This window comes from Acinetobacter seifertii (assembly GCF_000368065.1).
GTDB classification, from domain to species: Bacteria; Pseudomonadota; Gammaproteobacteria; order Pseudomonadales; family Moraxellaceae; genus Acinetobacter; species Acinetobacter seifertii.
Genome location: NZ_KB851200.1, coordinates 1,875,385 through 1,899,383, shown reverse-complemented (window position 1 = coordinate 1,899,383; position 23,999 = coordinate 1,875,385). Strand labels below are relative to the sequence as shown.

The 23,999-nt window shown below is 38.1% G+C and carries 21 protein-coding genes; 12 read left to right on the top strand and 9 right to left on the bottom strand.

The window, feature by feature from the left end; all coding sequences use genetic code 11:
- Positions 1 to 33: 33 nt before the first annotated feature.
- The 4 genes from F985_RS16435 to F985_RS16420 all read right to left on the bottom strand — a co-directional run bounded on the left by F985_RS16435 (position 34) and on the right by F985_RS16420 (position 4,427).
- Positions 34 to 912 carry a class I SAM-dependent methyltransferase gene (locus F985_RS16435; RefSeq protein WP_004702819.1) on the bottom strand — a complete coding sequence of 293 codons (879 nt, stop codon included), beginning with the start codon at positions 910 to 912 and terminating at the stop codon, positions 34 to 36.
- A gap of 112 nt (positions 913 to 1,024) precedes the next feature.
- Positions 1,025 to 2,548 (bottom strand): flavin-containing monooxygenase, encoded by a 1,524-nt coding sequence (locus F985_RS16430; protein ID WP_004702817.1) that lies wholly within the window; start codon positions 2,546 to 2,548, stop codon positions 1,025 to 1,027.
- A 23-nt stretch (positions 2,549 to 2,571) separates the two neighbouring features.
- Entirely contained in the window at positions 2,572 to 3,405 is an 834-nt protein-coding gene (locus F985_RS16425; protein WP_004702815.1) for an SDR family NAD(P)-dependent oxidoreductase, read from the bottom strand.
- Positions 3,406 to 3,467: 62 nt separating this feature from the next.
- Positions 3,468 to 4,427, bottom strand: coding sequence for a metal-dependent hydrolase (locus F985_RS16420; RefSeq protein WP_004702813.1), 960 nt, complete (start codon positions 4,425 to 4,427; stop codon positions 3,468 to 3,470).
- Positions 4,428 to 4,953: 526 nt separating this feature from the next.
- On the opposite strand from F985_RS16420, the gene F985_RS16415 reads away from it, so the two are divergent.
- Positions 4,954 to 5,577: a TetR/AcrR family transcriptional regulator gene (locus F985_RS16415; protein ID WP_004702811.1), complete on the top strand. Its 624-nt coding sequence runs from the start codon at positions 4,954 to 4,956 to the stop codon at positions 5,575 to 5,577.
- Between the two features lie 58 nt (positions 5,578 to 5,635).
- Here the strand turns inward: F985_RS16415 and F985_RS16410 are convergent, their stop codons facing one another.
- Positions 5,636 to 6,358: a pirin family protein gene (locus tag F985_RS16410; protein WP_004702809.1), complete on the bottom strand. Its 723-nt coding sequence runs from the start codon at positions 6,356 to 6,358 to the stop codon at positions 5,636 to 5,638.
- Positions 6,359 to 6,913: 555 nt separating this feature from the next.
- Here F985_RS16410 and F985_RS16405 point away from each other — a divergent pair.
- The 6 genes from F985_RS16405 (at position 6,914) to F985_RS16380 (ending at position 13,648) form a co-directional block, all read left to right on the top strand.
- Positions 6,914 to 7,831, top strand: a complete 918-nt coding sequence (locus tag F985_RS16405) for a metal-dependent hydrolase (protein WP_085945711.1) — start codon at positions 6,914 to 6,916, stop codon at positions 7,829 to 7,831.
- A 65-nt stretch (positions 7,832 to 7,896) separates the two neighbouring features.
- Complete coding sequence (locus F985_RS16400) at positions 7,897 to 8,727, top strand: SDR family NAD(P)-dependent oxidoreductase (RefSeq protein ID WP_004702805.1); 831 nt, start codon at positions 7,897 to 7,899, stop codon at positions 8,725 to 8,727.
- Positions 8,728 to 8,750: 23 nt separating this feature from the next.
- The gene (locus tag F985_RS16395; protein WP_004702803.1) at positions 8,751 to 10,301 is read left to right on the top strand and encodes a flavin-containing monooxygenase; all 1,551 of its coding nucleotides are present in this window, start codon (positions 8,751 to 8,753) and stop codon (positions 10,299 to 10,301) included.
- A gap of 367 nt (positions 10,302 to 10,668) precedes the next feature.
- A complete protein-coding gene (locus F985_RS16390) occupies positions 10,669 to 10,896 on the top strand; it encodes a hypothetical protein (protein ID WP_004702801.1) in 228 nt (75 codons plus the stop codon).
- Positions 10,897 to 11,218: 322 nt separating this feature from the next.
- Complete coding sequence (locus tag F985_RS16385) at positions 11,219 to 12,538, top strand: NCS2 family permease (RefSeq protein ID WP_004702799.1); 1,320 nt, start codon at positions 11,219 to 11,221, stop codon at positions 12,536 to 12,538.
- Between the two features lie 111 nt (positions 12,539 to 12,649).
- On the top strand, positions 12,650 to 13,648 hold the full coding sequence (locus F985_RS16380) for an adenosine deaminase (RefSeq protein ID WP_004702797.1): 999 nt from the start codon (positions 12,650 to 12,652) through the stop codon (positions 13,646 to 13,648).
- A 43-nt stretch (positions 13,649 to 13,691) separates the two neighbouring features.
- Here F985_RS16380 and F985_RS16375 read toward each other — a convergent pair whose 3' ends face one another.
- Positions 13,692 to 14,249 (bottom strand): cytochrome b, encoded by a 558-nt coding sequence (locus F985_RS16375; protein ID WP_004702795.1) that lies wholly within the window; start codon positions 14,247 to 14,249, stop codon positions 13,692 to 13,694.
- Positions 14,250 to 14,487: 238 nt separating this feature from the next.
- Between F985_RS16375 and F985_RS16370 the strand changes: the two genes are divergently transcribed.
- Entirely contained in the window at positions 14,488 to 14,865 is a 378-nt protein-coding gene (locus tag F985_RS16370; RefSeq protein WP_004702793.1) for a hypothetical protein, read from the top strand.
- A gap of 67 nt (positions 14,866 to 14,932) precedes the next feature.
- Positions 14,933 to 15,499 carry a ribonuclease HII gene (gene rnhB / locus F985_RS16365; RefSeq protein WP_004702791.1) on the top strand — a complete coding sequence of 189 codons (567 nt, stop codon included), beginning with the start codon at positions 14,933 to 14,935 and terminating at the stop codon, positions 15,497 to 15,499.
- Between the two features lie 69 nt (positions 15,500 to 15,568).
- On the opposite strand, the gene csrA is transcribed toward rnhB, so the two are convergent.
- The 3 genes from csrA to alaS all read right to left on the bottom strand — a co-directional run bounded on the left by csrA (position 15,569) and on the right by alaS (position 20,051).
- Positions 15,569 to 15,823 (bottom strand): carbon storage regulator CsrA, encoded by a 255-nt coding sequence (csrA, locus tag F985_RS16360; RefSeq protein ID WP_000906487.1) that lies wholly within the window; start codon positions 15,821 to 15,823, stop codon positions 15,569 to 15,571.
- Between the two features lie 245 nt (positions 15,824 to 16,068).
- On the bottom strand, positions 16,069 to 17,349 hold the full coding sequence (locus tag F985_RS16355) for an aspartate kinase (protein ID WP_004702788.1): 1,281 nt from the start codon (positions 17,347 to 17,349) through the stop codon (positions 16,069 to 16,071).
- 65 nt (positions 17,350 to 17,414) lie between these two features.
- Positions 17,415 to 20,051 carry an alanine--tRNA ligase gene (gene alaS / locus F985_RS16350; protein ID WP_004702786.1) on the bottom strand — a complete coding sequence of 879 codons (2,637 nt, stop codon included), beginning with the start codon at positions 20,049 to 20,051 and terminating at the stop codon, positions 17,415 to 17,417.
- Between the two features lie 269 nt (positions 20,052 to 20,320).
- On the opposite strand from alaS, the gene F985_RS16345 reads away from it, so the two are divergent.
- From F985_RS16345 to F985_RS16335, 3 genes are all read left to right on the top strand, one after another.
- Positions 20,321 to 21,340 carry a type I glyceraldehyde-3-phosphate dehydrogenase gene (locus F985_RS16345; protein ID WP_004702784.1) on the top strand — a complete coding sequence of 340 codons (1,020 nt, stop codon included), beginning with the start codon at positions 20,321 to 20,323 and terminating at the stop codon, positions 21,338 to 21,340.
- Between the two features lie 172 nt (positions 21,341 to 21,512).
- On the top strand, positions 21,513 to 22,601 hold the full coding sequence (locus F985_RS16340) for a hypothetical protein (protein ID WP_004702782.1): 1,089 nt from the start codon (positions 21,513 to 21,515) through the stop codon (positions 22,599 to 22,601).
- A 183-nt stretch (positions 22,602 to 22,784) separates the two neighbouring features.
- Entirely contained in the window at positions 22,785 to 23,951 is a 1,167-nt protein-coding gene (locus F985_RS16335; protein ID WP_004702780.1) for an ATP phosphoribosyltransferase regulatory subunit, read from the top strand.
- Positions 23,952 to 23,999 lie beyond the last annotated feature (48 nt).

Sequence of the window (23,999 nt, the reverse complement as noted above, 5' to 3'; positions counted from 1 at the left end):
AAGCCAACTTAAAGTCTAAGTTGGCTTTCAACATTAGTTTTTATTTAACCGCAAATGCAATAATCGTGTTGCTGAAGTGTGGCGAATTTCATCGATTCGTGTATTAAAATATCGTTCAGTAATGGCTTCACCTGATAAGTCTTCGACCACTTCAAAACCCATCTGCTCCACTGCATGATGTAAATCTATTGGTTTAAATTGACCTAGTAAAGGCTCTTTCAGCAAATGGGTAAATTGTGCAACGCCGATACTTCCAAGTCGCTCAATACCATTTAATTCCTGAAAATCGGTCGAATAGTCGAGTACCACTTCGCTACCGTTTGCAGCAAACTCAGCAATACTTTTTAAAGTTTGTAGCGTAGTGTCCGGTTTTAAATAATGAGTGGTGCCCAGCCAAGAAAAGAAAGCCGGAGCTTTTCGTACATAGCGACTTCGGGCAAGCGCTTCAGAGATAGATTCTTTTTCAAAATTAATAGAAACAAATTCAACAGTAGAGGGAAGTTCGCCTAATTTTTTGAGTTTAGATTGTTTGGCCGCTTGAGTATCAGGATGGTCCACTTCAAAAATTTTTAACGTTGGATAATGCTGTGACTCACGTAGTACAAAAGAGTCTAGACCAGCACCCACTAATACATATTGCTCAATATTGTGTTGAACAGCCTGATCCAGTAAGTCTTCGGCATAACGAGAGCGACCGACCACTTGCCCAGTAAGTAAACCTAAAGTACGATTTAAAACCGAAGAATTCATCACTTTAACAATCAGCGGGTTAGAGAGCAGTTTTTTCCAGCCTTTACTTGTTAGTTCAAAAGCATAGGGATCTGAAAATACAGGGTTCGTCGTATTTTTAAAGTGATTTGCGCGTAAGGCAGCAGCAGCTTCGGCAGTACGGCTTGATTGACCTTCTTTCATCTTTAACCTGTTCTTTTATTTCTTGAAGATTCAATGAAGAAAGCAGTGTATTTTATAAAAAAACAAAAATACACTGCTCATTCATAACAACGGATTTGGTCAAAATTACAAGTTAATGTATTTTTGACGTTTGATATGTGACTTCATAATCTTTTAAATCTAGATTTTTCAAACGTTGTTTTAGCTTTTTCAATGACCATGGCCATGCAGCAAAGTTGCGACCATTGGCATCAAGGTAATAACTCTTACATCCGCCGCTATTAAATACCGTTGTTTGTAAGTGCTTTTGCACCAAGTCGTTATGCTTTTTAATTACATCTGACTTAACGTTTAACTTGCTAATTCCTTTATTTTTAATTTTCAATAAGCCATCTACGATATAGTCGAGTTGTGCTTCTGCCAAACCAATAAACGAGTCATAAACCAGTACGTTAGGCCCTAAAATTAAAAATGCATTTGGTACATTTTCAATGTTGGTTCCTAAGTAAGCTTCTGGTGAAGTGTTTTTCCATAAATCATTTAAACGTTGGCCTTTTTCATTAAACACACGTTTGCCGATTGGTGGGTGAGATACTTCAAAGCCTGTACCCCAAATAATCACATCAACTTCGTGGCGTTCACCATTTGCAGCAATAACAGTATTGCCTTCAACTTTTACTAAACCATGAGGAATCAGAGTCGTGTTTGGTGCTTGTAGTGCAGGGTAGTAGTTGTTAGCAAACAAAATACGTTTACAGCCAATATCAAAATTAGGCGTTACGTTTTTGCGTAATTCAGGGTCTGCAATTTGAAGTTTAAGTAATTGCTTGCCGAGTACATTGACTGGTTTTAGAGCAAGTGGATTACGTAAACCAAAGTTAATTGCATTTAGCGTTAGCGCTACACTTTTACGCCAGCTCGCTTGAATAGACGGATATTTAGCAATGACGGATTTACTCAACTCGCCCAAGTCGGTATCTGGTTTTGGCAGCACCCAAGGAGCTGTACGTTGGAACACAAACAGCTCTTTTGCTTTGGGTTGAATTTGTGGCACAAATTGGATGGCAGATGCACCCGTACCAATCACGGCAATACGTTTACCAGTTAAGTCATAATCATGATTCCATTTCGCTGAATGGAACATTTCACCTGTAAATGTTTCTAAGCCTTCAAGACGTGGAATTTGAGCTTCGGTAATTGGACCTGTGGCAAAAATAACGGTTTTAGATAAATATTGGCCAGTAGTGGTATCAAGTACCCATACATGACGTGAGTCATCCCACGCTGCGTTAAGCAACTCGTTGTTAAACTCGATTTTAGATGTAACATTAAATTCGTTACTTACGTCTTCCAAGTAACTTAAAATTTCTGGTTGACGCGCAAATAAGTGACTCCATTTTGCACTAGGCGCAAACGAATAAGAATACAAAGCTGACGGTACATCACAGCCACAGCCCGGATAGGTGTTTTCACGCCAAGTGCCACCCACACGTCCTGCTTTTTCAATAATTTTATAGTTGGTATAGCCAACTTGGTCGAGACGAATCGCTGCGGCGATACCGGAAATTCCGGCACCGACAATAAAGGTGTCGTAAATATGGCTAGGTGAATTGACAGCTTTTTTTGCTGATGCATTTGTTTTCATTTGAGCAGTCATATGGGTACTACCTATAAAATTTCTTATTTAAATAATTTGTAAGAGGTACCAAGGAACTTGGTATACAAACTTGGAGATGCACGTTTCATCAGCCAGAACAACTTCGCATCGATTTGAGGGATGGTATAAAGCTCATCCTGATCAAGACGGTTAAGAGTGAGTTTGGCGACGTCATCACTTGTGGTGAGTGCGTAGTTCATGAGCGCATGGTCTGCAAGTTTTGAATAACGACCCGGAATACGACCATTTTTAATGATATTGGTGGGAACTAAAGTCGGGCATAGCACATTGACTTTAATATTAAACTTACGCAGTTCGGCAGAAAGTGTTTCAGATAGCGCACGCACACCCGCTTTTGTTACGTTATACGCGGTCATTTCTGGAGCAGCAGTGTAAGATGCCGCCGAAGCCACATTAATAATCGCGCCGTAACCTAACTTTTTAAACTTGGGAACAAATGCATGACAACCATGAATAACACCCCAAAGGTTAATATTCATGACCCAGTTCCAGTCTTCTAGACTGAGTTCGTCAAACTTGCCACCCAAACCCACTCCGGCATTATTAATGACAAGAGTTACAGGGTGCCCAAGTAAAATTTCAGCAGTTTCAGCTAAATGATTTACTTGTTCTGCATTACCCACATCACAACGCATAGCAAAAGCTTTTGCGCCTTCTTGTTCAAGAAGCTTTACGGTTTCTTCTGCGGCTTCTAAATTAATATCTGCACACACTACGCTGCCACCACGTTTTGCCAGTTCAATTGCAAAACTCCGACCAATTCCGCTACCTGCACCCGTCACGACGGCATAAGCTTTTTGGCTTGGTTTAACTCTCTTTTTGCCAAATAAAATCATGATTCATCCCGAAATAGATTTAAGGAAAACCAGCCATTGAGTAGTGACTGGTTACAAGCCAATTAAGACATGCGTACAGGAGGGGTAAATTCCTTCACAAAGTAAGGTGCAATTGCACCGCCTTCGCTTAGTAATTTGTTTTTGTAATATTCTAGATATTCAGTCGTATCATGATCATTTGGGTGGAAATCAGGGCGTAAGTAGTCAAGAATTTGACCAATTGTGCTACCAAATACGCCATCTTTTGGACCAAAAATAAGTCCTACACCTCGGCGAGCGTCTTTCCAGAATTTTCTAGTTAACATTTCCTGTGGCTTTCTTAAAACAGGAATAAACAAGGTAGTCGCTGGGATTAAACCTAAAATAGTGAACAAAGCTAAGAAGAAACCAGAAGCTCTTAGTGGGTAGCTACCATTAAGTAATTGATAAACATCATAGGCAATGTCTTTATGCTCGGATTCTTCAAGCATATGCCACATCCATAACGCACGGCTTTTCGCATCATCCGAATAGTAGAAATTCTTTTCGTGCTTCATCATGTATTCAGCAAGTACAGCCGTAAAATGCTCAATACCAGCCATCATCGATAATTTCAGTGGTTGCGGGAATTTTAAAAACACATATTTAAAGAAGTTCTCGCCCAAGAAACGATATAAATCGACAGGGTACTCAACATCTTTAAGCGCATCGTTATATTCATTGTGCAATTTTGAATGAATGGCTTCTTGACCAATGAGGGAGGTAACGCGTTGCTTTAACACGGGGTCTTGAATAAATTCGCGGTGGTGACGAGCAGTTTCAATCACCAAGTCTTCACCATAGGTTAGAAATACTGAAAGCGTAGCAAAAAAAATCGTCGCAAATTGATTGTCCATATAGAATCTGACATCAATTTCCTTTCCATCAAAACCAATATTTAAATGACGGATTGGGATAGATTTTTTACTGGCAAAATCTGGTAACTCGATTTCACGGTAAAATTTAATTTTGTTTAGTGATTTTTTAACTGTGGTCGAGATCATGGCGACACCTTCAGATCAATCAGTGATAGTGCGATATTGCTGAAAACCAAAAAGCTTTGATTTCCAACAGGGCACTGTAAATTCCATTTTCAAAAAGCAGTTTTCTCTGCTTACTGAGTACGGTGATGTTGCTCCGTTATTTGTTTGATTATTTGACTGAATAACGGAAAAAGAGGCGAACTTGATAAAATGAATCAACCTCTTTTTAGATTTTTTCATGTTAATCTGAGTTTATGTTCGGATTCAATTCGGGTAACTTTTCAATTTATTTAAGCTCAAATCTAATGTATAAATAAAATAAAAAATTAGCTTAAAATTTTATTAATACATTGATTTTTATTTGAATATTTTAATTTCTTTTAAAAGTAATTTCCTAATAATAAAAGAACTCATAACTATGTTTTGCCATACCTCTAAAGAAATTGTGTCATGAAGTTTGACAAGTATTCGGATTTTGTTTTTTTATTAGGTTAGGGCTAAATTACATGCTAACCTGAGCTTATGTTCGGATTATTTATAAGAAAATATGTCTACGCGAAAACCCCGTCAGGCACGAGCCAAAGTCACTGTTGATACTATTATTGAAGCAGGTTTTATTGCCGTAGCATTGCATGGACCAAGTGGTACCACTACACGTCATATTGCAGAAATTGCAGGTGTGAGTGTTGGGTCACTTTATGAGTATTTTAAAAATAAAGAAGAAATTTATGATGCGATGAATCACTACTTTGTGAGTGAAATTCTCGATATGATTAAAGAGTTAACTCCTACAATTCTAGAGTTGGAGTTAGAGCCTGTTATCGAAATGATCTTTTATACATTTAGTGATTTATTAAAGAAGAATAATGACCGTTACTTAACCGTTTTACGTTATGCAGGTGAGTTGCAATACGACAAATATATTCCAAAAATTGAACAGGCTTTAATGGAAGTCATCATGAAATATATGATGCATAATCCAAAATATTTAAAAATTAATAACTTACCTGTCATTACTTACATTTGTATAAATAGCGGTATTTTTAACGTAGCAAGACATCTTATTTTACCTAACCCATTTATTAGTTTTGATGAAATGGTGCAAGGGTTAACCACTATGATCATGAGTTATATCAATACTGAAATGGCACGCTCGGAAGAACATTCATAGTTTTTAATTTCAATATATAAAAAAACACCTGCATATAACTATGCAGGTGTTTTGTTGATTATGGCATGGTTGGAACTTCTTCTGGACGCATATCAAAAATCAGAATTTCAGCATTATCACCATTAGTAAATGATAACTTGCCTCCATCACGAATTCGCGCAGCATCACCCGTGTTAAAGGTTTTACCGTTTACATCAATACTGCCTTTTGCCACATGTAGGTAAACATAACGTCCTTCTGGAATTGCAAACTCTGCTGTTTCTTCGCCGTCAAAAAGACCAGAATAAATATTAATATCTTGTTTGATCGACAAAGTTTTTTCGCCACCTTTTGGTGAAATCATCAAGTGCAATTTACCGCGTTTGTCTTCCTCAGAAATATGCAATTGTTGATAGCCCGGGGTGGTGTTCACTTCGTTTGGAACAACCCAAATTTGCAAGAAGTGCACGTTTTCTTGTGCAGAGTGGTTAAATTCACTATGAGCAACACCACGTCCTGCGCTCATTAATTGAATATCACCAGGCACAATCACCGAACCTGTACCCATTGAATCTTTATGTTCTAACGCACCTTCAAGCACATAAGAAATAATTTCCATGTTGCGGTGAGGGTGAGTGCCAAAACCTTTCGATGGAGCAACAGTATCGTCATTAATCACAAGCAAATCTGAAAAACCTACTTGTTTCGGGTCCCAATAATTTGCAAATGAAAACGTGTGTTTTGACTGTAACCAGCCATGATGTGCTGCACCACGCTCATGAGATAAACGCATATCAAACATGATTTATTATCCTCATTCAATTTTTTTCTCTGAATGCAGTTTATCGTTTTCATTTATGCAATGAAGCTCTAAAAACAGAAAGCTTGGTGTGATTTTTGGAACGCTGAAGTATTAAAATGATTTATTTGGAAAATAGGCATAATATTTCATTTATTATCTTTTTAAGCCATCTTTTTGTCATTTTAGGACAAGTGTCCTTTATTTAAATTATTATGAATAATATTAGCTTATATAAGTTGTTTGAAATAATCAAAAAATATTTAAATTGGCAAAAAGTTTCAAAGTGGGTTGGCTTTTTTTGTCCTTGTTCGAGTAATGCATCAAGCGCACTATTTAACCTGATTTGGTGAATTTAACCTCGCTTAAGTTCATAAAACATGGCAAGGCAGATGTAACCGAGCAAATTTTTGTTCTAGAGCAGTTAAAGATTGCAAGAAATAATTTAAAGACAACTTTACCTGTTTGATTCGACGCTGCCTTGTATTTAACAAATTTTATAGGGTGTCAAAAATGGTCGCTCAAGCTATCCGAAATATTATTTCTCCTAAATCAGTTATGGCTCAGTATCAAAAGATAGATTTTTCAAATAAAGGATCTATCCCAATCCGCCATCTTAATATCGGATTTGATGGCAAAGAAATTGATATCGAGTTTTACGTCAACAATCAGTTTGCAACTTTGTTCTTTGCAACGCTTTCGGTTTTTTTGACCTACGGTGAAGATCTTGTCATCGAAACTGCCCGTCACCACCGTGAATTTATTCAAGACCCAATTTTAAAACAGCGTGTTACTTCTCTTATTGGTCAAGAGGCCATCCATTCAAAATTGCATAATGAATTCAATGATGCAATTAAAGAGCTGGAATATCCGGTCGATTTATATCGTTTCTTAGGTGAAAACTTCTTTAAATATGTGTTTTTAAAATTCCCACAGCCATTAAAGCTTTCACTTATGGCAGGCATTGAGCACTTTACGGCAGTTCTCGCTGAATACATGATGAAGCATGAAAAGAACTTTTATTATACCGACGATGCGAAAAGCCGAGCGTTATGGATGTGGCATATGCTTGAAGAGTCTGAGCACAAAGATATTGCTTATGATGTCTATCAGGTTTTGAACGGTAACTATCCATTGCGTGCAACCGGTTTTCTAATGGCTTTCATTACCATTTTAGGGCTTATTCCAACCGCAACATTATTTGTGCCTGTACTGCATAAGCCACAAGAAATGCTGACCAGAAAATTCTGGAAAGATGCACGTCGTGGCGTCAACTTAATTTTTAGTCCAAAAGATGGCGTATTCGGTAGCACCGTTGGCCAGATTCTGGATTATTTACGTCCAAGCTTTCATCCAAATGATCATGACACAACTCAATACCTTGAGTACTACAAAAAGAAATTACTTAACGAGGGCGGTGCAATTGCACCTTACTTTGTGAAGGAATTTACTCCCCCAGTTCGTGCAGTTTCATAAGGCTGTTGGTCACGGCAGTAATACCCAAATTACTGTCGTCTCCCTAAAATTTTTTAGGATTTACTATGATTCTATTTGGTAAGAAAGACCAGCCTAGCCGAAACGCATATGCTGTTGTGACAGGGGCAGGTAGTGGAATTGGCCGTAGCTTTGCACTTGAATTGGCAAAACGCGGTGGCAACGTGGTATGTGCGGATATTAATTTAGAAGCTGCTGAAGAAACCGTAAAGTTAGTTGAACAGCTTGGACAAAAAGCTTTTGCAGTCAAGTGCGATGTTGGACAAGCAGAACAAGTACAGGTTTTGGCTGATCAAGCAGAGCAATTATTAGAGCATCCGGTAACACTGATTATTAATAATGCTGGCGTAGGTCTAGGCGGCAAATTTGATGAAATGAGCTTGGAGGACTGGAAGTGGTGTATGCACGTAAACCTATGGGGCGTTATCCATGGTTGTCATGCATTTGTGCCAAAGCTCAAAAAATTAGGTTACGGCGCAATTATTAATGTAGCTTCAGCTGCGTCTTATACTGCAGCACCAGAAATGAGTGTCTATAACGTAACGAAAGCGGGTGTATTGGCATTATCAGAAACCCTTTCAGCTGAGCTTCGCAAATTCAATATTAAAGTGAATGTGCTGTGCCCGACTTTGGTTCCGACCAATATCATTAAAAATGGTCGTATTCCAGGGCGCTATTCAAAACTAGCTGATCATGCACTCATGAATTATGCCATGACCACCAGTGATGCAGTTGCAACATTAACATTGAACCGATTAGATCGAGGGCAGCTCTATACCACGCCACAGATCGACGCCAAATTATTCTGGCTTATGAAAAGAACGTCACCAACGCTATATGCAAAGTTCCTTGGGCTTTCGTATCAATTATTTAAATAAAATTTTGTATAGGCAGAAAAATTATGGTCACTAAACCTAGAACAAATACACGTACACGTAAAACCCAAGAGGTTCTCCATATTTATGACACTTTTATTGTTGGTGCAGGCATTTCTGGTTTAGCTGCAGCAATCAAGCTAAATGAAGCAGGCTTAACCAATTTTAAAATTATTGAGAAAGCGAGCCGCGTCGGTGGTACTTGGCGTGAAAATACTTATCCGGGTTGTGGTTGTGATGTTCCATCATCGCTTTATTCTTACTCGTTTGCCCCAAGTGCAAAATGGAGTCACTTATTTGCACGCCAACCGGAAATCTTAAGTTACTTAGAAGATGTAAGCCGTGACTTTGATATTGAGTCTTTAATTGAATTCAATACCGAACTATTAAATGCAGAATGGGACAGTCTAGAAAATGTTTGGAAACTCGAGACAAGCTCTGGTTTGTATATCGCTAAAACAGTTCTATTTGCTACTGGTCCAATTACTGAAGCTCAGATACCACGCCTTGAGGGTTTAGATACTTTTACTGGTGAAATGTTCCATTCAGCAAAATGGAACCATGATTATGACTTAACTGGTAAACGCATTGCCGTGATTGGTACGGGTGCATCTGCCATCCAATTTGTGCCACAAATCCAACCTAACGCAAAAGAGCTGTTTGTGTTCCAACGTACAGCACCTTGGGTACTGCCAAAACCAGATACCGACTTGGGTGAGTTAAGTAAATCCGTTATTGCTAAATATCCAGCTATTCAAGCGACTTGGCGACAGACTGTGGCGAGTACTTTAAATGTCATTAATTTTGGCTTACGCAATCCAAAAGCTTTAAAGCCTGTCAATTTTGCTGCGAAACAACTATTAAAGTTGCAAATTAAAGATCCGGTTCTACGTCAAAACGTAACACCTAATTTTGATATTGGTTGTAAACGTATTTTATTTGCCAATAACTACTATCCAGCGTTACAGGCATCTAACACTACACTTATTCCACATGGTCTGCTTAAAGTTGAAGGCAATACTGTTATTGCTGCCAATGGTGAACGTCACGAAGTTGATGTGATTATTTGGGGCACGGGTTTTGAAGTGTCTCATCCACCAATTGGTAAATGTGTACACAATGAGCAAGGACAATGTTTGGTTGATCTTTGGAAAGACTCTTCACCAGAAGCTTACTTAGGTACCAATATTGAAAATGTGCCGAATGCATTTCTTATGCTAGGACCTAATGTGTTGGTTTACGACTCCTTTATTGGTCTTGCTGAAGCACAACTGCAATATATTGTTGATGGTTTGCTACAAATGAAGGCAAAGGGGATTGCTAAACTTTCCGTTAAGTCAGAAGTGATTAAAAAGCATAATGAGCTTGTACAAAAACATCTGCAAACCACTGTATTTAATAGTGGCGGATGTAAAAGTTACTATCTCGATGCTAATGGCCGTAATTTTGCCGCATGGCCATGGTCTTTGAAAAAACTTAGACAGCGTTTAAAACATTTAAAGTTAGAAGAATATGAAGTGGTGCATGAGGCTGATTTGATAAAGGCAAAACCTAAAGTTGAAGAAATTGTCGGTTAATTAATTTATAAAAGCCCATTTTGATTGATTGAAATGGGCTTTTTATTATTTGGGAATTGAATAAATAAATTAAAATTCAATCAATAATATAGTGAAGTTAAATTGAAAAATAAATTTAAATATACTTAAAAATGAAAGAGGGAAAGCAGTGTATATAAGTTTTTAATAAAAAATATAGTGATTTTTAAAAATGAATTTTTAAGTGAAAAGTTTCCTTTTTAAGCTTTTTTAAAATTGTAAATTAGAAAAAATTTTTTATATCAATAGCTTGAGTGATTGGTAATTATTGTAAATAAATGTGAAAGTATTCACAAACTGGTTATTTTTTGTTAAGATCATTAACATTAAAAACATAGAGATAATAATAATGATCAATAAAGTATTAATAGTGTTGTGTGTGAGTATCGTGTTTGTATTAGGGTATTGGGCGTATTTAGATAGCCAAAATAAAAAACACCAAGAACTTATGCGAATTATTCAAGAAGCAGAAAAAAACTTGCAAACGATTGAGCGAAATCCTAATCGTGTTAGTCATAGCAATTTAGCTTCTTATACTTTGCAAAACTATCTCAGTGATAAAAAAGTTTTTTTCTAGTCAAAACTGTTGTTGTAATTTGCTTTAAAAAGACTGTCATTGGTCATATCTTTTCATAAATTTTGATCATGTTGCGATTGAATCTGTTAAACTTATTTAACGTATAGTAAAAAAGCTGCATAGGGGTTATGCAGCTTTTTTGTGTTTCAAGAGGGGCTGTGTCTATTTTCTATGTATGAAATCAAAATTCAAATGAGTGGCATATTTGTTGCTTCATCTATTTGAGGTTTTTGTTTAGAGATCTGATCAGAAAAACAAGATTGCTCAGATACCTACATAGAAGTACATATTCCACAGCTCAGATTTTGCATAGAGGCTACTTATGGCGGCGCCCAATTCTTCGGCAGGCTGGTTAGAGCGTTTATTTAAGTTAAGCGACAATAAAACCACGTTTCGAACAGAAGTTCTTGCTGGTGTAACTACATTTTTAACGATGTGTTACATCATCATTGTCAATCCACTCATTTTATCTGAAACCGGCATGGATCATGGCGCCGTATTCGTTGCAACCTGTTTGGCGGCAGCAATCGGTTGTTTAGTGATGGGTATTATTGCCAATTATCCAATTGCATTGGCACCGGGCATGGGGCTTAACGCTTATTTTACCTATTCGGTATGTATGGGCATGGGAGTGCCATGGCAGACGGCTTTAGCAGCTGTTTTTGTTTCAGGAATTGTCTTTCTTGCTATTAGCTTCTTTAAAGTTCGTGAAGCGATTGTCAATGCAATTCCAATGTCGCTTAAATTTGCGATAGGCGGGGGTATTGGTTTATTCCTTGCACTTATTGCGCTAAAAAATGCCGGCATTATTGTTGCCAATCAAGCGACATTGGTAGGTTTGGGTGATATTAAACAGCCTACAGTGTTGTTGGCTTTATTTGGATTTTTATTGATTGTAGTTTTACATCAGCTTAAAGTTCGCGGTGCCATCATTATTAGTATTTTAGTCGTTACAGCAATTGCGACCGCTTTAGGCTTGAATCAATTTAAAGGTGTAGTAGGTCAAATCCCTTCAATTGCACCAACATTCATGCAAATGGACTTTAAAGGCCTGTTTACTGCAAGTATGGTCGGTGTCATCTTCGTATTCTTCATTGTTGACTTGTTTGACAGTACGGGTACTTTGGTTGGCGTTTCACACCGCGCAGGGCTTTTAAAAGATGGTAAATTACCACGTTTGAAAAAAGCATTATTTGCTGACTCTACAGCTATTGTTGCTGGTGCTGCATTGGGTACTTCATCAACTACGCCATATATCGAATCAGCTTCAGGTGTAGCGGCGGGTGGGCGTACTGGTTTAACTGCAGTCGTTGTTGCTGTTTTATTTATCTGCTGTTTATTTTTAGCTCCTCTTGCTCAATCTGTGCCAGGTTTTGCAACAGCCCCAGCTTTGTTATTTATCGGTGTACTTATGATCCAAGGGATCACGCACATTGATTGGGATGATATTACAGAAGCTGTTCCAGCCTTTTTAACAATTGTATTTATGCCATTCGCGTACTCAATTGCAGATGGTATTGCAATGGGCTTTATCAGCTATGCATTAGTTAAACTATTCACAGGTAAGGCAAAAACTGTTCCATACATGGTGTGGATTATTGCTGCTCTTTGGGTATTTAAATTTATCGCTTTTGGCGGTTAATACGATTTTTTATAATTTCCTTCTAGAACTATATTTCGTAATCGTTATATAAGAAGGAAGTTATTGAAGGGTGTGTTACCACACCCTTTTTTCTTTAGATGTGGAGTTAATATGAATCAAGTCGAGCTGATTCAGGCCTTACCAAAAGCCGAGTTGCATGTGCATATTGAAGGGACATTTGAACCTGAATTAATGTTTGCTATTGCACAGCGTAATCAGATTCAGATTCCTTACAAATCTGTTGAAGAAGTAAAGCAAGCTTATAACTTTCATAATCTTCAATCATTTCTAGATATTTACTATGCTGGTGCAAATGTTCTTGTTCATGAGCAAGATTTTTATGATTTAGCATGGGCATATTTTGAGAAATGTGCAGAAGATCATGTCGTTCATACAGAAATGTTCTTTGACCCGCAAACCCATACTGAGCGTGGTGTTGCCTTTGCGACAGTAATCAATGGACTTAAACGTGCATGTGCTGATGCAAAAGCTAAATTTGGTATTAGCTCTCAGCTCATTATGTGTTTCTTGCGTCATTTAAGCGAAGAAGCTGCATTTGAAACGCTTGAGCAAGCTTTACCGTTTAAAAAAGACATTATTGCTGTAGGGCTTGATTCAAGTGAAGTAGGTCATCCACCAGCTAAATTTGAATGTGTTTTTGCTAAGGCACGTGAAGAAGGTTTCTTAATCGTGGCTCACGCAGGCGAAGAAGGCCCACCTGAATATGTCTGGGAAGCTTTGGACTTGCTTAAAGTAAAACGTATTGACCACGGCGTGCGTTCTGAAGAAGACGAACAATTAATGGCTCGTTTAATTAATGAAAAAATGCCATTAACCGTTTGCCCTTTAAGTAACTTAAAGCTATGTGTTGTTAAGGATATGAAAGATCACAATATCCGTCGTCTTTTGCAAAAAGGCGTACACGTGACTGTTAACTCGGATGATCCTTCATATTTTGGTGGATATATGAATGATAACTTCATTGCTATTCAGCAAGCCTTAGATTTAAGTAATGATGAGTTGAAGCAACTCGCAATTAACTCTTTTGAAGCCTCTTTCATTTCAGATGAAGAAAAACAAAAGTGGATTTCAGAAATCCAAAAAATCTAAATAAAAAAACCGCCTTTAATAGGCGGTTTTTTTAACATTGAATTTATTTAGCTTGTTTGGTCATGCTGTTTAAAACATTGTCTTTATCCACAAAGTGATGTTTTAAAGCTGCCAGAACATGTCCAACAATAAGCAAACCTGCAAACCATGAAATATAAATATGTAATGGTTTAACAATCGCTAATAACTCAGGGTTGTCTTGTACTAAACGTGGAATATTAAATAAATATAAAACTGGGGCAGGGTGACCAGCACTCCAGCTAAATAAGCAACCAGTAATAGGTAGCGCTACTAAAATCACATAGAGTAATAAATGTCCAATGTGAGCCAAAGTTTTCATTGTTGGTGACATGCTGTCAGGCAACTTTGGGGCTGGATGGGTGTAACGCCAGAAAAGGCGAATAACCACTAGAAAGATAATGGTTGTGGCGATGTTTTTATGCAGTGTAATGACATCACCTTTAAAGCTGCCATCAGTATCATAACTTAAAAAATTTCCACTGTAGAAACCAATCACCCAAGCCGTAATGAAAATGATTGCCATAACCCAATGCAAAATCTGTGCAGTACGGGTGTAGTATTGAGAGGATGAGGCAGGCATAAAAGACCCTAATTTTTTGTCATTTTAGCGCTAGATTTTATGGTAAAGCAGTATTTTTGAGAAATGTTGTTCTCGTAACGGAGCGTACTATAAACAGAACGCTTTAGCTGAAGCACATGATTAAATCAAACTGGAGTGTAGGAAAATTAGATTGCATAAATGCATCAATTTATTTGTTTCTTCTAAGCACGAGTTTAGGCAAAATACGCGCTGCTTACGTTCGATCAAAGGAAAAATGATGAAAAAATTGATGCTTGCTGTGGCACCAGTTGTTTTAGCTTTAACTGCATGTGCAACCACGCCTGGAGCAGGTTCTGCAGAAACTACAACTCAACAGTTAGGTATGGCTGCATTGAAAGTTGCTGTAAATGCGAAATGTATTACAGAAATTAATAATGTTCCTGCATGGAAAACAGCAACAAAGCTTATGACTGCTGAACAACGTGATAGTATTCAAACTAATGTTTGTGGCTGCGTAAGTGAAAAGGCACCAAACAGTGTTACGGCAGTTGATTTGGCTACTGCTGCACTTGACCCAGCTGCACGTGCAACAATAGTAACCCAAGTCGTTTCTAATACTGTAAATGCTTGCGTGGCTGAAGCTTTACAAAAGTAATTAATAATTTAAGTTTTAAAGAAGGCTGATTCATATTGATCAGCCTCTTTTTTTCATTGGAGTATACATGTTCGTTGCAGGCGTAGATGAGGCGGGGCGAGGCCCATTAGTGGGGTCGGTTGTTGCCGCAGCTGTTATTTTAGATCCGGAAAATCCGATTTTAGGACTAAACGATTCTAAAAAATTAACTGAAAAAAAACGTGAAAAGTTGTTTATTGAAATTCAGGAAAAAGCTTTAGCATGGTCAATTGCGGAAGCGACACATGCAGAAATTGATGAGCTAAATATCCTACAAGCAACATTTCTAGCAATGAAGCGAGCAGTGGACGGCCTTAAAACACTGCCTGAAAAAGTTATTGTAGATGGCAACCAAATTCCCAAAGGAATCATTATTCCTTGTGAAGCAATTGTTGGTGGAGATGCGAGCCACGCCGAAATTAGTGCTGCCAGTATCTTGGCAAAAGTCACACGTGATCGCCAAATGGCAGAATTAGATCAACAGTATCCATTATTTGGATTTGCCAAACATAAAGGCTATCCAACAAAAGCACACTTTGAAGCGATTGCAGCTCACGGGGTGATCGATCAACACCGTCGTAGTTATGCACCAGTAAAACGTGCATTAGGTCTATAAATTTATATACTTCCAAAAAATTTAAAGCGACTAGAAAGTCGCTTTAATTAGGGAGAGAATAACTTCATACTAACGATTGAAGTTTTTCTGTGCATAATTATCATCTTCATATGAAACTTGATAATCTTGATCAAGATGTTGAAGGTGTTCATGCATTGCACGTTCATGTTGAATACGTTGATAAATTTCTTCGCGATGAACAGAAACCTCTTTTGGCGCATTCACACCAATTCGAACCTGGTTTCCTTTGACGCCAAGCACAGTAACACTGACTTGATCCCCAATCATTAATGTTTCCCCGACACGGCGGGTCAGAATCAGCATGTTTATCTCCTTGCTAAACGCTTAAAACTGCAATATTGGTACCCAAATAAAAGCTCAACCTCAGTTTTCAGTCAGATTCTAACAGAAATATGAGAACAAAGTCATATTTTGATAATCACTGCCAAAAAACTTTCCGTTTAATATAACAGAGCCGCTATAAAAAAAACTATAGCGGCTCTGTGTTTTCTTTGATTATTGTCGGACAAGTAAACATTTTTTAATGAATTCTTGACCGTTTGGTAAAATTAAGCGCGGGCGCTGCTTTCACCATGTTCGCGATCTAAACCAAATGCGGTATGTAGGCAACGAACTGCAAGTTCAAGGTATTTCTCATCAATAATGACAGAAACTTTAATTTCAGAAGTTGAAATCATAAGGATGTTAATGCCTTCATCAGCAAGGGCAGTGAACATTTTGCTCGCTACACCTGCGTGTGAACGCATACCAACACCAACGATAGATACTTTAACGATGTCATCACGTGTTGAAACTTCACGCGCGCCAATATTTTTAGCAGTTTCGTTTAAGATTTTTTCAGCTTTCGCTAAATCAACACGGTTTACAGTGAAAGTGAAATCTGTTGTGCCATCTTCTTCAACATTTTGCACTATCATATCGACTTCGATATTGGCATCACTTACTGGTGATAAGATTTTAGAAGCAATACCTGGTTCATCAGGCACACCTAAAATCGTTAATTTTGCTTCGTCACGGTTAAAAGCAATACCTGCAATGATTGGCTGTTCCATATTGTCTTCCGCCTCAGTCGTAATGAGTGTACCTACATTTTCTTTAAATTCGTCGTCAAAAACGCCATCGTTGTCATTATCAAAACTTGATAATACACGTAAAGGAACTTGATATTTCCCAGCAAACTCTACTGAGCGAATTTGTAAAACTTTAGAACCTAATGATGCCATTTCTAGCATTTCTTCAAAAGAAATACGGTCGATTTTTTTGGCTTTAGGAGCAACACGAGGGTCAGTGGTGTAAACGCCATCTACATCGGTATAGATCTGACATTCGTCAGCTTTTAAAGCAGCAGCAAGAGCAACACCAGAAGTATCTGAACCACCTCGGCCTAGTGTTGTGGTATTTCCATTTGCATCAAAGCCTTGGAAACCAGCAACCACAATAACACGGCCTGCATCTAGGTCATTGGTCATGACATCTGTATCAATAGACTCGATACGCGCCTTGGTAAATGCACTGTCAGTTTTAATACCGACTTGACGTCCGGTATAGGATTTAGCTTCCACACCAATCGAATTAAGTGCCATAGCTAACATGGAAATCGTCACCTGTTCACCGGTTGAAACCATTTGGTCTAACTCACGTGGGTCAGGTGTTTCGGTAATGGCTTTAGCGAGGGCAAGTAAGCGGTTTGTCTCACCACTCATTGCAGATACGACCACAACAACCTTGTGACCGTGATCATGCCAACGCTTCACACGACGAGCAACATTTAAAATGCGCTCGGGGGTACCCATAGAAGTACCGCCATATTTTTGAACGATTAATGCCATAGTTGTTCCATATAAGCCATGACCCTGAGAGGCTTTTCAGGGTCAGTTACACAAAAAGTGAAGTCTTATTTTTGTTCAAGCCAAGCAGGCAATGCTGCAATAACTTGTCCAAACTTCTCGTTAAGTGGCGCGCCACCTTGTGCTAAGTCAGGTTTACCACCACCTTTACCACCTAACTCAGTTGCTAGATGTTTGATGATGTCACCTGCTTTTAGATTTGCAGTGTATTGCGACGCGACTGATGCAAGCAGGCTGACCTTGTCACCCTCTACACCTGCTAACACAATCACTGCATTCTCTAATTTTGATTTCACACTGTCATGCAAGTTGCGAAGCGCTTTTGCATCAACACCTTGAACAGTAGTGATAAGCGTTTGACGATCAGCAATCGTTTGTACCTGATCAATCAAGTCAGCTGCTTGGAAGTTTGCCAATTTCTGGTTGAGTTGTTCAATCTGCTTTTGTAATGCAGAAACCAATTCCACATTAGCTTGAACACGCTCAACTGTTTGGTCTTTCTGTGCTTTTAGTAAGCTATTAATGTGCTGAATATCGTTGTCAGCTTTTTGTACCACTTCTAACGCTTTAGTACCAGTTACTGCTTCAATACGACGTACACCAGCAGCTACACCACCTTCAGAAGTGATTTTGAATAAACCAATATCACCTGTACGTTTTACGTGAATACCACCACAAAGTTCGATTGAGAAGTTTTTCTCATCAATGACTGAACCCATAGAGAGTACACGTACTTCATCGCCATATTTTTCACCGAACAACATCATTGCGCCTTTTGCTTTCGCGGCTTCAATGTCAAGAAGTTCAGTCGTCACTGGAGTATTGGCAATAACTTCAGCATTTACGAGACGTTCAACTTGTTGTAATTGTTCAAATGAAACAGGTTGGTCATTTGCAAAGTCAAAACGTAAGATGTCGCTTGCAACTAAAGAACCTTTTTGTTGTACATGTGAACCTAAGATTTGACGAAGGGCAGCATGTAACAAGTGAGTTGCTGAATGGTTGCGCGCAGTAGCTTCACGAATGTCTGCTTTAACAATCGCTTCTACATTTTGATTTGCTTTGAGGTTACCAACAGTCACAATACCTTGATGAACAAAAGCACCGCCTGACTTTTTGGTGTCTTGAACTTCAAAAATACCAGTTTCGTTTTTGAAGATACCTGTATCACCAATCTGACCACCACTTTCTGCATAGAAAGGAGTTTGGTTTAAAACGATTAGTGCTTCGTCACCTTCAGAAACTTCATCAACTTGTACGCCATCTTTATAGATCGCTACAATTTCACCTTGACCAGTGGTGTTAATGTAACCGTCGAATTGAGTTTCACCTTCAACTTTTACAATGTTGTTATAGTCAACTGCAAACTTACCAGCATCACGTGCACGTTGACGCTGTGCAGCCATTTCAACTTCAAAACCAGCTTCATCAATAATAAAGCCACGTTCACGTGCAATATCAGCCGTTAAGTCTGTCGGGAAGCCATAAGTGTCGTAAAGTTTAAATACTGTCTCACCAGGAATAGTTTTGTCTTTTAACTGAGCAAGTTCACCTTCAAGTAGTTTTAACCCTTGCTCAAGTGTTTTAGCAAACTGTTCTTCTTCACGAATTAAAGTTGCTTCAATAACATCTTTGCGCGCTGCAAGTTCTGGGTACGCATCACCCATAACTTCAATTAAAGGTTGCAACATTTTGTAGAAGAACGTACCAGTTGCACCAAGCTTGTTACCATGACGCACAGCACGACGGATAATACGGCGAAGTACATAGCCACGTCCTTCATTGCTTGGGTTTACACCATCAGCAATCAAGAAACAGCAAGAACGTGCATGGTCTGCAACAACACGTAAAGAAGGCTGACCTTCGTCTTCAATACCAATAATGTTTGCAGCAGCTTTTAATAAGTGTTGGAACAGGTCAATGTCATAGTTTGAATTAACATGTTGCAATACAGCAGAAATACGCTCTAAGCCCATACCTGTATCTACAGATGGAGCTGGAAGAGGGTGAAGCACGCCATCAGCAGTACGGTTAAACTGCATGAAAACGTTGTTCCAGATTTCAATGAAACGGTCGCCATCTTCTTCAGCAGAACCAGGTAAACCACCCCAAATGTGGTCACCGTGGTCAAAGAAAATTTCAGAACATGGACCACATGGACCTGTATCACCCATTGCCCAGAAGTTATCTGAAGCGTATTTTTCGCCTTTGTTATCACCAATACGGATAATACGCTCTGGTGCTAAACCAATTTCTTTATTCCAGATGTCGTAAGCTTCGTCATCGGTGTGATAAACCGTTACATATAAGCGGTCTTTCGGTAAAGCAAGCCATTGTTCGCTGGTTAAAAATTCCCAAGCAAAATTAAGTGCATCACGTTTGAAATAGTCACCAAATGAGAAGTTACCTAACATTTCAAAGAATGTATGGTGACGAGCTGTATAGCCGACGTTATCTAAATCGTTATGTTTACCACCTGCACGTACACATTTTTGTGATGTTGTGGCACGTACATAGTCACGTTTCTCAAGACCTAAAAAACAGTCTTTAAACTGGTTCATCCCAGCATTTGTAAATAATAAAGTTGGGTCGTTGGCAGGAACAAGAGAACTCGACGCGACACGTGTATGCCCTTGCGTTTCAAAGTAGCGCAAAAATGCTTCACGAATTTCAGCAGATGTCATTAAACGAGTACTCACAACCAAGTCACTCCATATTTTCGAATTTGGCTAAAAGCATCACTACAAGTTTGTTTGTTCACAAATCTTGCATGTGATACGGGGCTTATTTTTAAAAAACGCTAAATTGTAACGGAAAAACCCCACCGAACCAACGATTTTAGAGGGAATATCTTACAAAACTGTGATTTGGCTAAAAATCTATATTCAATTAGCCTTCACGTGTTTTACTATATGCCTTCTTTCGTTTCTGGTTTTGTAGATAAGGATAGGTCATGCAACGTATCGCCATTAATGGGTTTGGCCGGATTGGACGTAATGTTTTACGTGCTTGGTTTGAAAGCCCGAAACAATTTCATTTTGAAATCGTGGCGATTAACGATATAGCAGATGTACAAACACTAGTGCATTTATTCAAATATGATACAACCCATGGCCGTTTTAATGGCAAAGTTGACATAGCTATTGAAAATGAAAAGATTTATTTAAATATTCAATCAAACCAGCGAAATCTGAAAGTTGAAGTTCTTCAGCAAAAACAACCAGAACTTTTGCCGTGGGCAAGCTTGCAAATTGATGTTGTACTCGAATGTACTGGATTGTTCCGTTCTCATGCTGATGCAACACGCCACCTAGAAGCAGGGGCGAAGCGGGTCATTATTGGGGCAGCACCTTTTGACCATGTCGATGCGGCAATTGTCTATGGCGTTAACCATGCAGATGTAAAAGCAACTGATCAAATCATATCTAGTGTGTCATGTACTACGCAGGCTTTAGTGCCCTTAGTAAAAATTATTGATGATGCATTTGGTATTGAAACTGCGCTCATGACCGAAATTCATGCAGTAACAGCAGACCAGTCTGTACTTGATCACGCACATCGTGATTTACGTCGTGCTAGAGCTTCTGGGCAAAATATTATTCCCACTACGTCTAGTGCACTTGGCGCATTAAAACGTGTGATGCCGAAAATGGAAGACCGTATTGATGGCTACTCAATTCGAGTTCCTACTATTAATGTGGCTGCCATTGATTTAACGTTTATCGCACAATCACCAATTACTGTTCATCATATTAATGAATTGCTGATTAAAGCTTCTCAAACAGATTATGCAGAAATTATGGCAGTAACTGATGAACCGCTAGTTTCAAGCGATTTTAATCATTCACCTTATTCACTTATTGTTGATTTAACTCAAACTATGGTTGTGGGGCATCAAGCTAAAGTATTTGCTTGGTACGATAACGAATGGGGTTATGCAAATCGATTATTAGATTTGTGCAATTCTTTTTGAATATATATTTAAATATTTTAAGGATATTAAGTTAACTTAATATCCTTTTTTTAATGGTTAATATAAACCTCTAATAGAAATACTTGAAAATAAAAAATTAGTTTTGGTGTTGTATGTGACTATTTCTGTTTGTATGATTCGCAAACATTAAAATTTTAACTATAGAGTTCATATGAAATTTAACTCAAAAAGAATAAGTGGTTTTTTAATTATCACATCTACTATTATTTTAACTGCATGTACTGGTGAAAGTTCGGATCAAGACACTAATGGTCAAACTGACAGTAATTTAGAAAAAGATACAGCGATTTATCAAGTGTATTATCAACCTTCGGATATCTCTTCTGAGATTTATAGTGATTATTTTGAAATAGCTAAATATCCTATTCAAAATAATGAAATATTTTTTGCAAAGTCACATAACCAACCACTAGAAAAAGGACTTTTAACAGAACAGAAAGTTTTAAATAAGGGAACACTACAAACAAACATTGTAAAAAGGTTAACACCTAGTAGTTGGACTTATGAGCTAACATCAAGTTTAAAACAAAACTTAAATTTTGAAATTGTTAAAATAGATGGTGAAAAAATCTTTGATCGAGTGTTGCCTGGCTATAAAGAAAATAAGAATTTAGATACAGGACTTCATAATCAGCTTGATAAAAGTTTAATTGACTTCTATCGAAATTATAAAAATGTTACCTTCCCAAAAGGTAGCTATTGCTATCGTTTAAAAGAAACTCAATGGAATCAATCTTATATTTCTTATATATCTAGTTTTAATTCAAATCCTTCGTTTAGTGAGAAAAAACAGTCAATCGGCGAAAGATATAATAACTTAGGTACAGATAAAAAGTATTTTAGGCTTCTAAACTCGCAGTGGTATGGCTATAACTTAACTGTTTTAGAAAACTTGGAAACAGGGGATATTCAAAGTGCGCTGGGAAATAATAATGACCAGTCTGCTTCTATGGATTTTGTATCAAGCAGTTTATGGGATGCTGATAGAAGTTTGGCCTATGAGAAGTCTCATCTGTATTCTGTCGATGATAATCCGCTTAATGAAGTGCATTCATTAATTGCTTTCAGACAAAAGTTAAAAATAGCAAGTCTTGAAAAAGGTTGTTTTGCTTTTAATACCCAAGCAGCTCAAGCTATTCAAAAGCTAAATTTGGTTAATTGGAAACAAGGCGATAGTTCAGATATTGGCCCATTCTTTGGTCGAAGAACTTTTGATTATGATATAAGTAAAGCACAGTAAGACATTGAATGTTATTATTAATTGTTTAAATCTTCTTTTTGACTTTAGAGTTTATTCAGAAAGATTTATGCAAATTGTAAGGTGCATGGCACAAAGTATCATGCTACACTAAGAGAAATCGGGTGTGTTCCCGATTTTTTTATGTGGGGTCGTTCCACGTTGATCAGATTTTAGGCTTGAAATATGACCATTTCAGAGACATGGTTGCTGCCTGACGGGGTAGCAGATGTATTGCCGGAACAGGCGCAAGTCATTGAAAAACTTCGCCGTGAAGCTATCGATTTCCTCGCAGTACGAGGTTATCAACTGGTATATACACCATTTATCGAATACATCGAATCGTTGTCTTCATTATCAGAATTAAATCAAGACTTGGATTTAGTAACTTTTAAAGTCATTGACCAGCTTTCAGGCCGTTTACTTGGCATCCGTGCTGACATGACACCGCAAGTTGCACGTATTGATGCACATGTAAGACCCGTTGAAGGTGTTGCACGTTACTGTTATGCAGGGACTGTATTACATACAAAACCACAAAATTTCAATGCAACTCGTGCACCTTTGCAATTGGGTGCAGAGCTATATGGCCACGATAGTATCGAAGCTGATGTCGAAATGGTCGATGTTATGCTGGGGCTGATTGAGAACATTTATACCTTACAAGGCGCTCATCTAGATTTGGGTCATGTAGGTTTGTTCCGTAGTCTAGTGAAGTACGCTGGTCTGTCAAAAAATGAAGAACATGAGCTGTCTGATCTTTACCAAAGAAAAGCATTGCCAGAGTTAGCAGAATTTACTCAAAACTTAAATGCAGGTTCTGATTTTTATGCGCTTGGCCGCTATTCAAGTGATTTAGATGCATTACAGGCAAATTTAAGTGCAAACATATTACAAGATGCTGAATTTAAAGCAGCATTAGACGCACTTAAAACAACGCTTGACCAAATTAAAAGTCGTTGGCCAACACTGAACGTCGGCATTGACGTTGTTGAACTTCGTAGCTACCACTATCACACTGGTTTGATGTATGCAGTTTATGGACCAAACCGTGCTGCACCTTTAGCACAGGGTGGTCGCTATGACGGTATTGGTGAGCACTTTGGTCGTGCGCGTCCTGCTACTGGTTTTAGTTGTGATTTATATGCATTAGGTGCAAATCAATTCGCTGAGATTGAAACAGTAGTTGCACCTAAAGGTACAGATACAGATTTACTTAAAGCAATTGCAAATGCACGTTCACAAGGCTTACGTGTAGTTCAATTGTTAGGTAATGATGATTTAACTTCTATTCCATATGCCACACATCAATTGGTGTTGCAAAATGGACAATGGAATATTGAAAAGATTTAAACGCCAACAGTAATTTTACTGATGGTTTCCAATTTTAACAGCATGATG

What these genes read in the sequence shown, in the direction of transcription:
- F985_RS16435 (WP_004702819.1), bottom strand. Translation starts at nt 912, where the DNA reads ATGAAAGAAGGTCAATCAAGCCGTACTGCCGAAGCTGCTGCTGCCTTA.
- F985_RS16430 (WP_004702817.1), bottom strand. Translation starts at nt 2,548, where the DNA reads ATGACTGCTCAAATGAAAACAAATGCATCAGCAAAAAAAGCTGTCAAT.
- F985_RS16425 (WP_004702815.1), bottom strand. Translation starts at nt 3,405, where the DNA reads ATGATTTTATTTGGCAAAAAGAGAGTTAAACCAAGCCAAAAAGCTTAT.
- F985_RS16420 (WP_004702813.1), bottom strand. Translation starts at nt 4,427, where the DNA reads ATGATCTCGACCACAGTTAAAAAATCACTAAACAAAATTAAATTTTAC.
- F985_RS16415 (WP_004702811.1), top strand. Translation starts at nt 4,954, where the DNA reads ATGTCTACGCGAAAACCCCGTCAGGCACGAGCCAAAGTCACTGTTGAT.
- F985_RS16410 (WP_004702809.1), bottom strand. Translation starts at nt 6,358, where the DNA reads ATGTTTGATATGCGTTTATCTCATGAGCGTGGTGCAGCACATCATGGC.
- F985_RS16405 (WP_085945711.1), top strand. Translation starts at nt 6,914, where the DNA reads ATGGCTCAGTATCAAAAGATAGATTTTTCAAATAAAGGATCTATCCCA.
- F985_RS16400 (WP_004702805.1), top strand. Translation starts at nt 7,897, where the DNA reads ATGATTCTATTTGGTAAGAAAGACCAGCCTAGCCGAAACGCATATGCT.
- F985_RS16395 (WP_004702803.1), top strand. Translation starts at nt 8,751, where the DNA reads ATGGTCACTAAACCTAGAACAAATACACGTACACGTAAAACCCAAGAG.
- F985_RS16390 (WP_004702801.1), top strand. Translation starts at nt 10,669, where the DNA reads ATGATCAATAAAGTATTAATAGTGTTGTGTGTGAGTATCGTGTTTGTA.
- F985_RS16385 (WP_004702799.1), top strand. Translation starts at nt 11,219, where the DNA reads ATGGCGGCGCCCAATTCTTCGGCAGGCTGGTTAGAGCGTTTATTTAAG.
- F985_RS16380 (WP_004702797.1), top strand. Translation starts at nt 12,650, where the DNA reads ATGAATCAAGTCGAGCTGATTCAGGCCTTACCAAAAGCCGAGTTGCAT.
- F985_RS16375 (WP_004702795.1), bottom strand. Translation starts at nt 14,249, where the DNA reads ATGCCTGCCTCATCCTCTCAATACTACACCCGTACTGCACAGATTTTG.
- F985_RS16370 (WP_004702793.1), top strand. Translation starts at nt 14,488, where the DNA reads ATGAAAAAATTGATGCTTGCTGTGGCACCAGTTGTTTTAGCTTTAACT.
- rnhB (WP_004702791.1), top strand. Translation starts at nt 14,933, where the DNA reads ATGTTCGTTGCAGGCGTAGATGAGGCGGGGCGAGGCCCATTAGTGGGG.
- csrA (WP_000906487.1), bottom strand. Translation starts at nt 15,823, where the DNA reads ATGCTGATTCTGACCCGCCGTGTCGGGGAAACATTAATGATTGGGGAT.
- F985_RS16355 (WP_004702788.1), bottom strand. Translation starts at nt 17,349, where the DNA reads ATGGCATTAATCGTTCAAAAATATGGCGGTACTTCTATGGGTACCCCC.
- alaS (WP_004702786.1), bottom strand. Translation starts at nt 20,051, where the DNA reads ATGACATCTGCTGAAATTCGTGAAGCATTTTTGCGCTACTTTGAAACG.
- F985_RS16345 (WP_004702784.1), top strand. Translation starts at nt 20,321, where the DNA reads ATGCAACGTATCGCCATTAATGGGTTTGGCCGGATTGGACGTAATGTT.
- F985_RS16340 (WP_004702782.1), top strand. Translation starts at nt 21,513, where the DNA reads ATGAAATTTAACTCAAAAAGAATAAGTGGTTTTTTAATTATCACATCT.
- F985_RS16335 (WP_004702780.1), top strand. Translation starts at nt 22,785, where the DNA reads ATGACCATTTCAGAGACATGGTTGCTGCCTGACGGGGTAGCAGATGTA.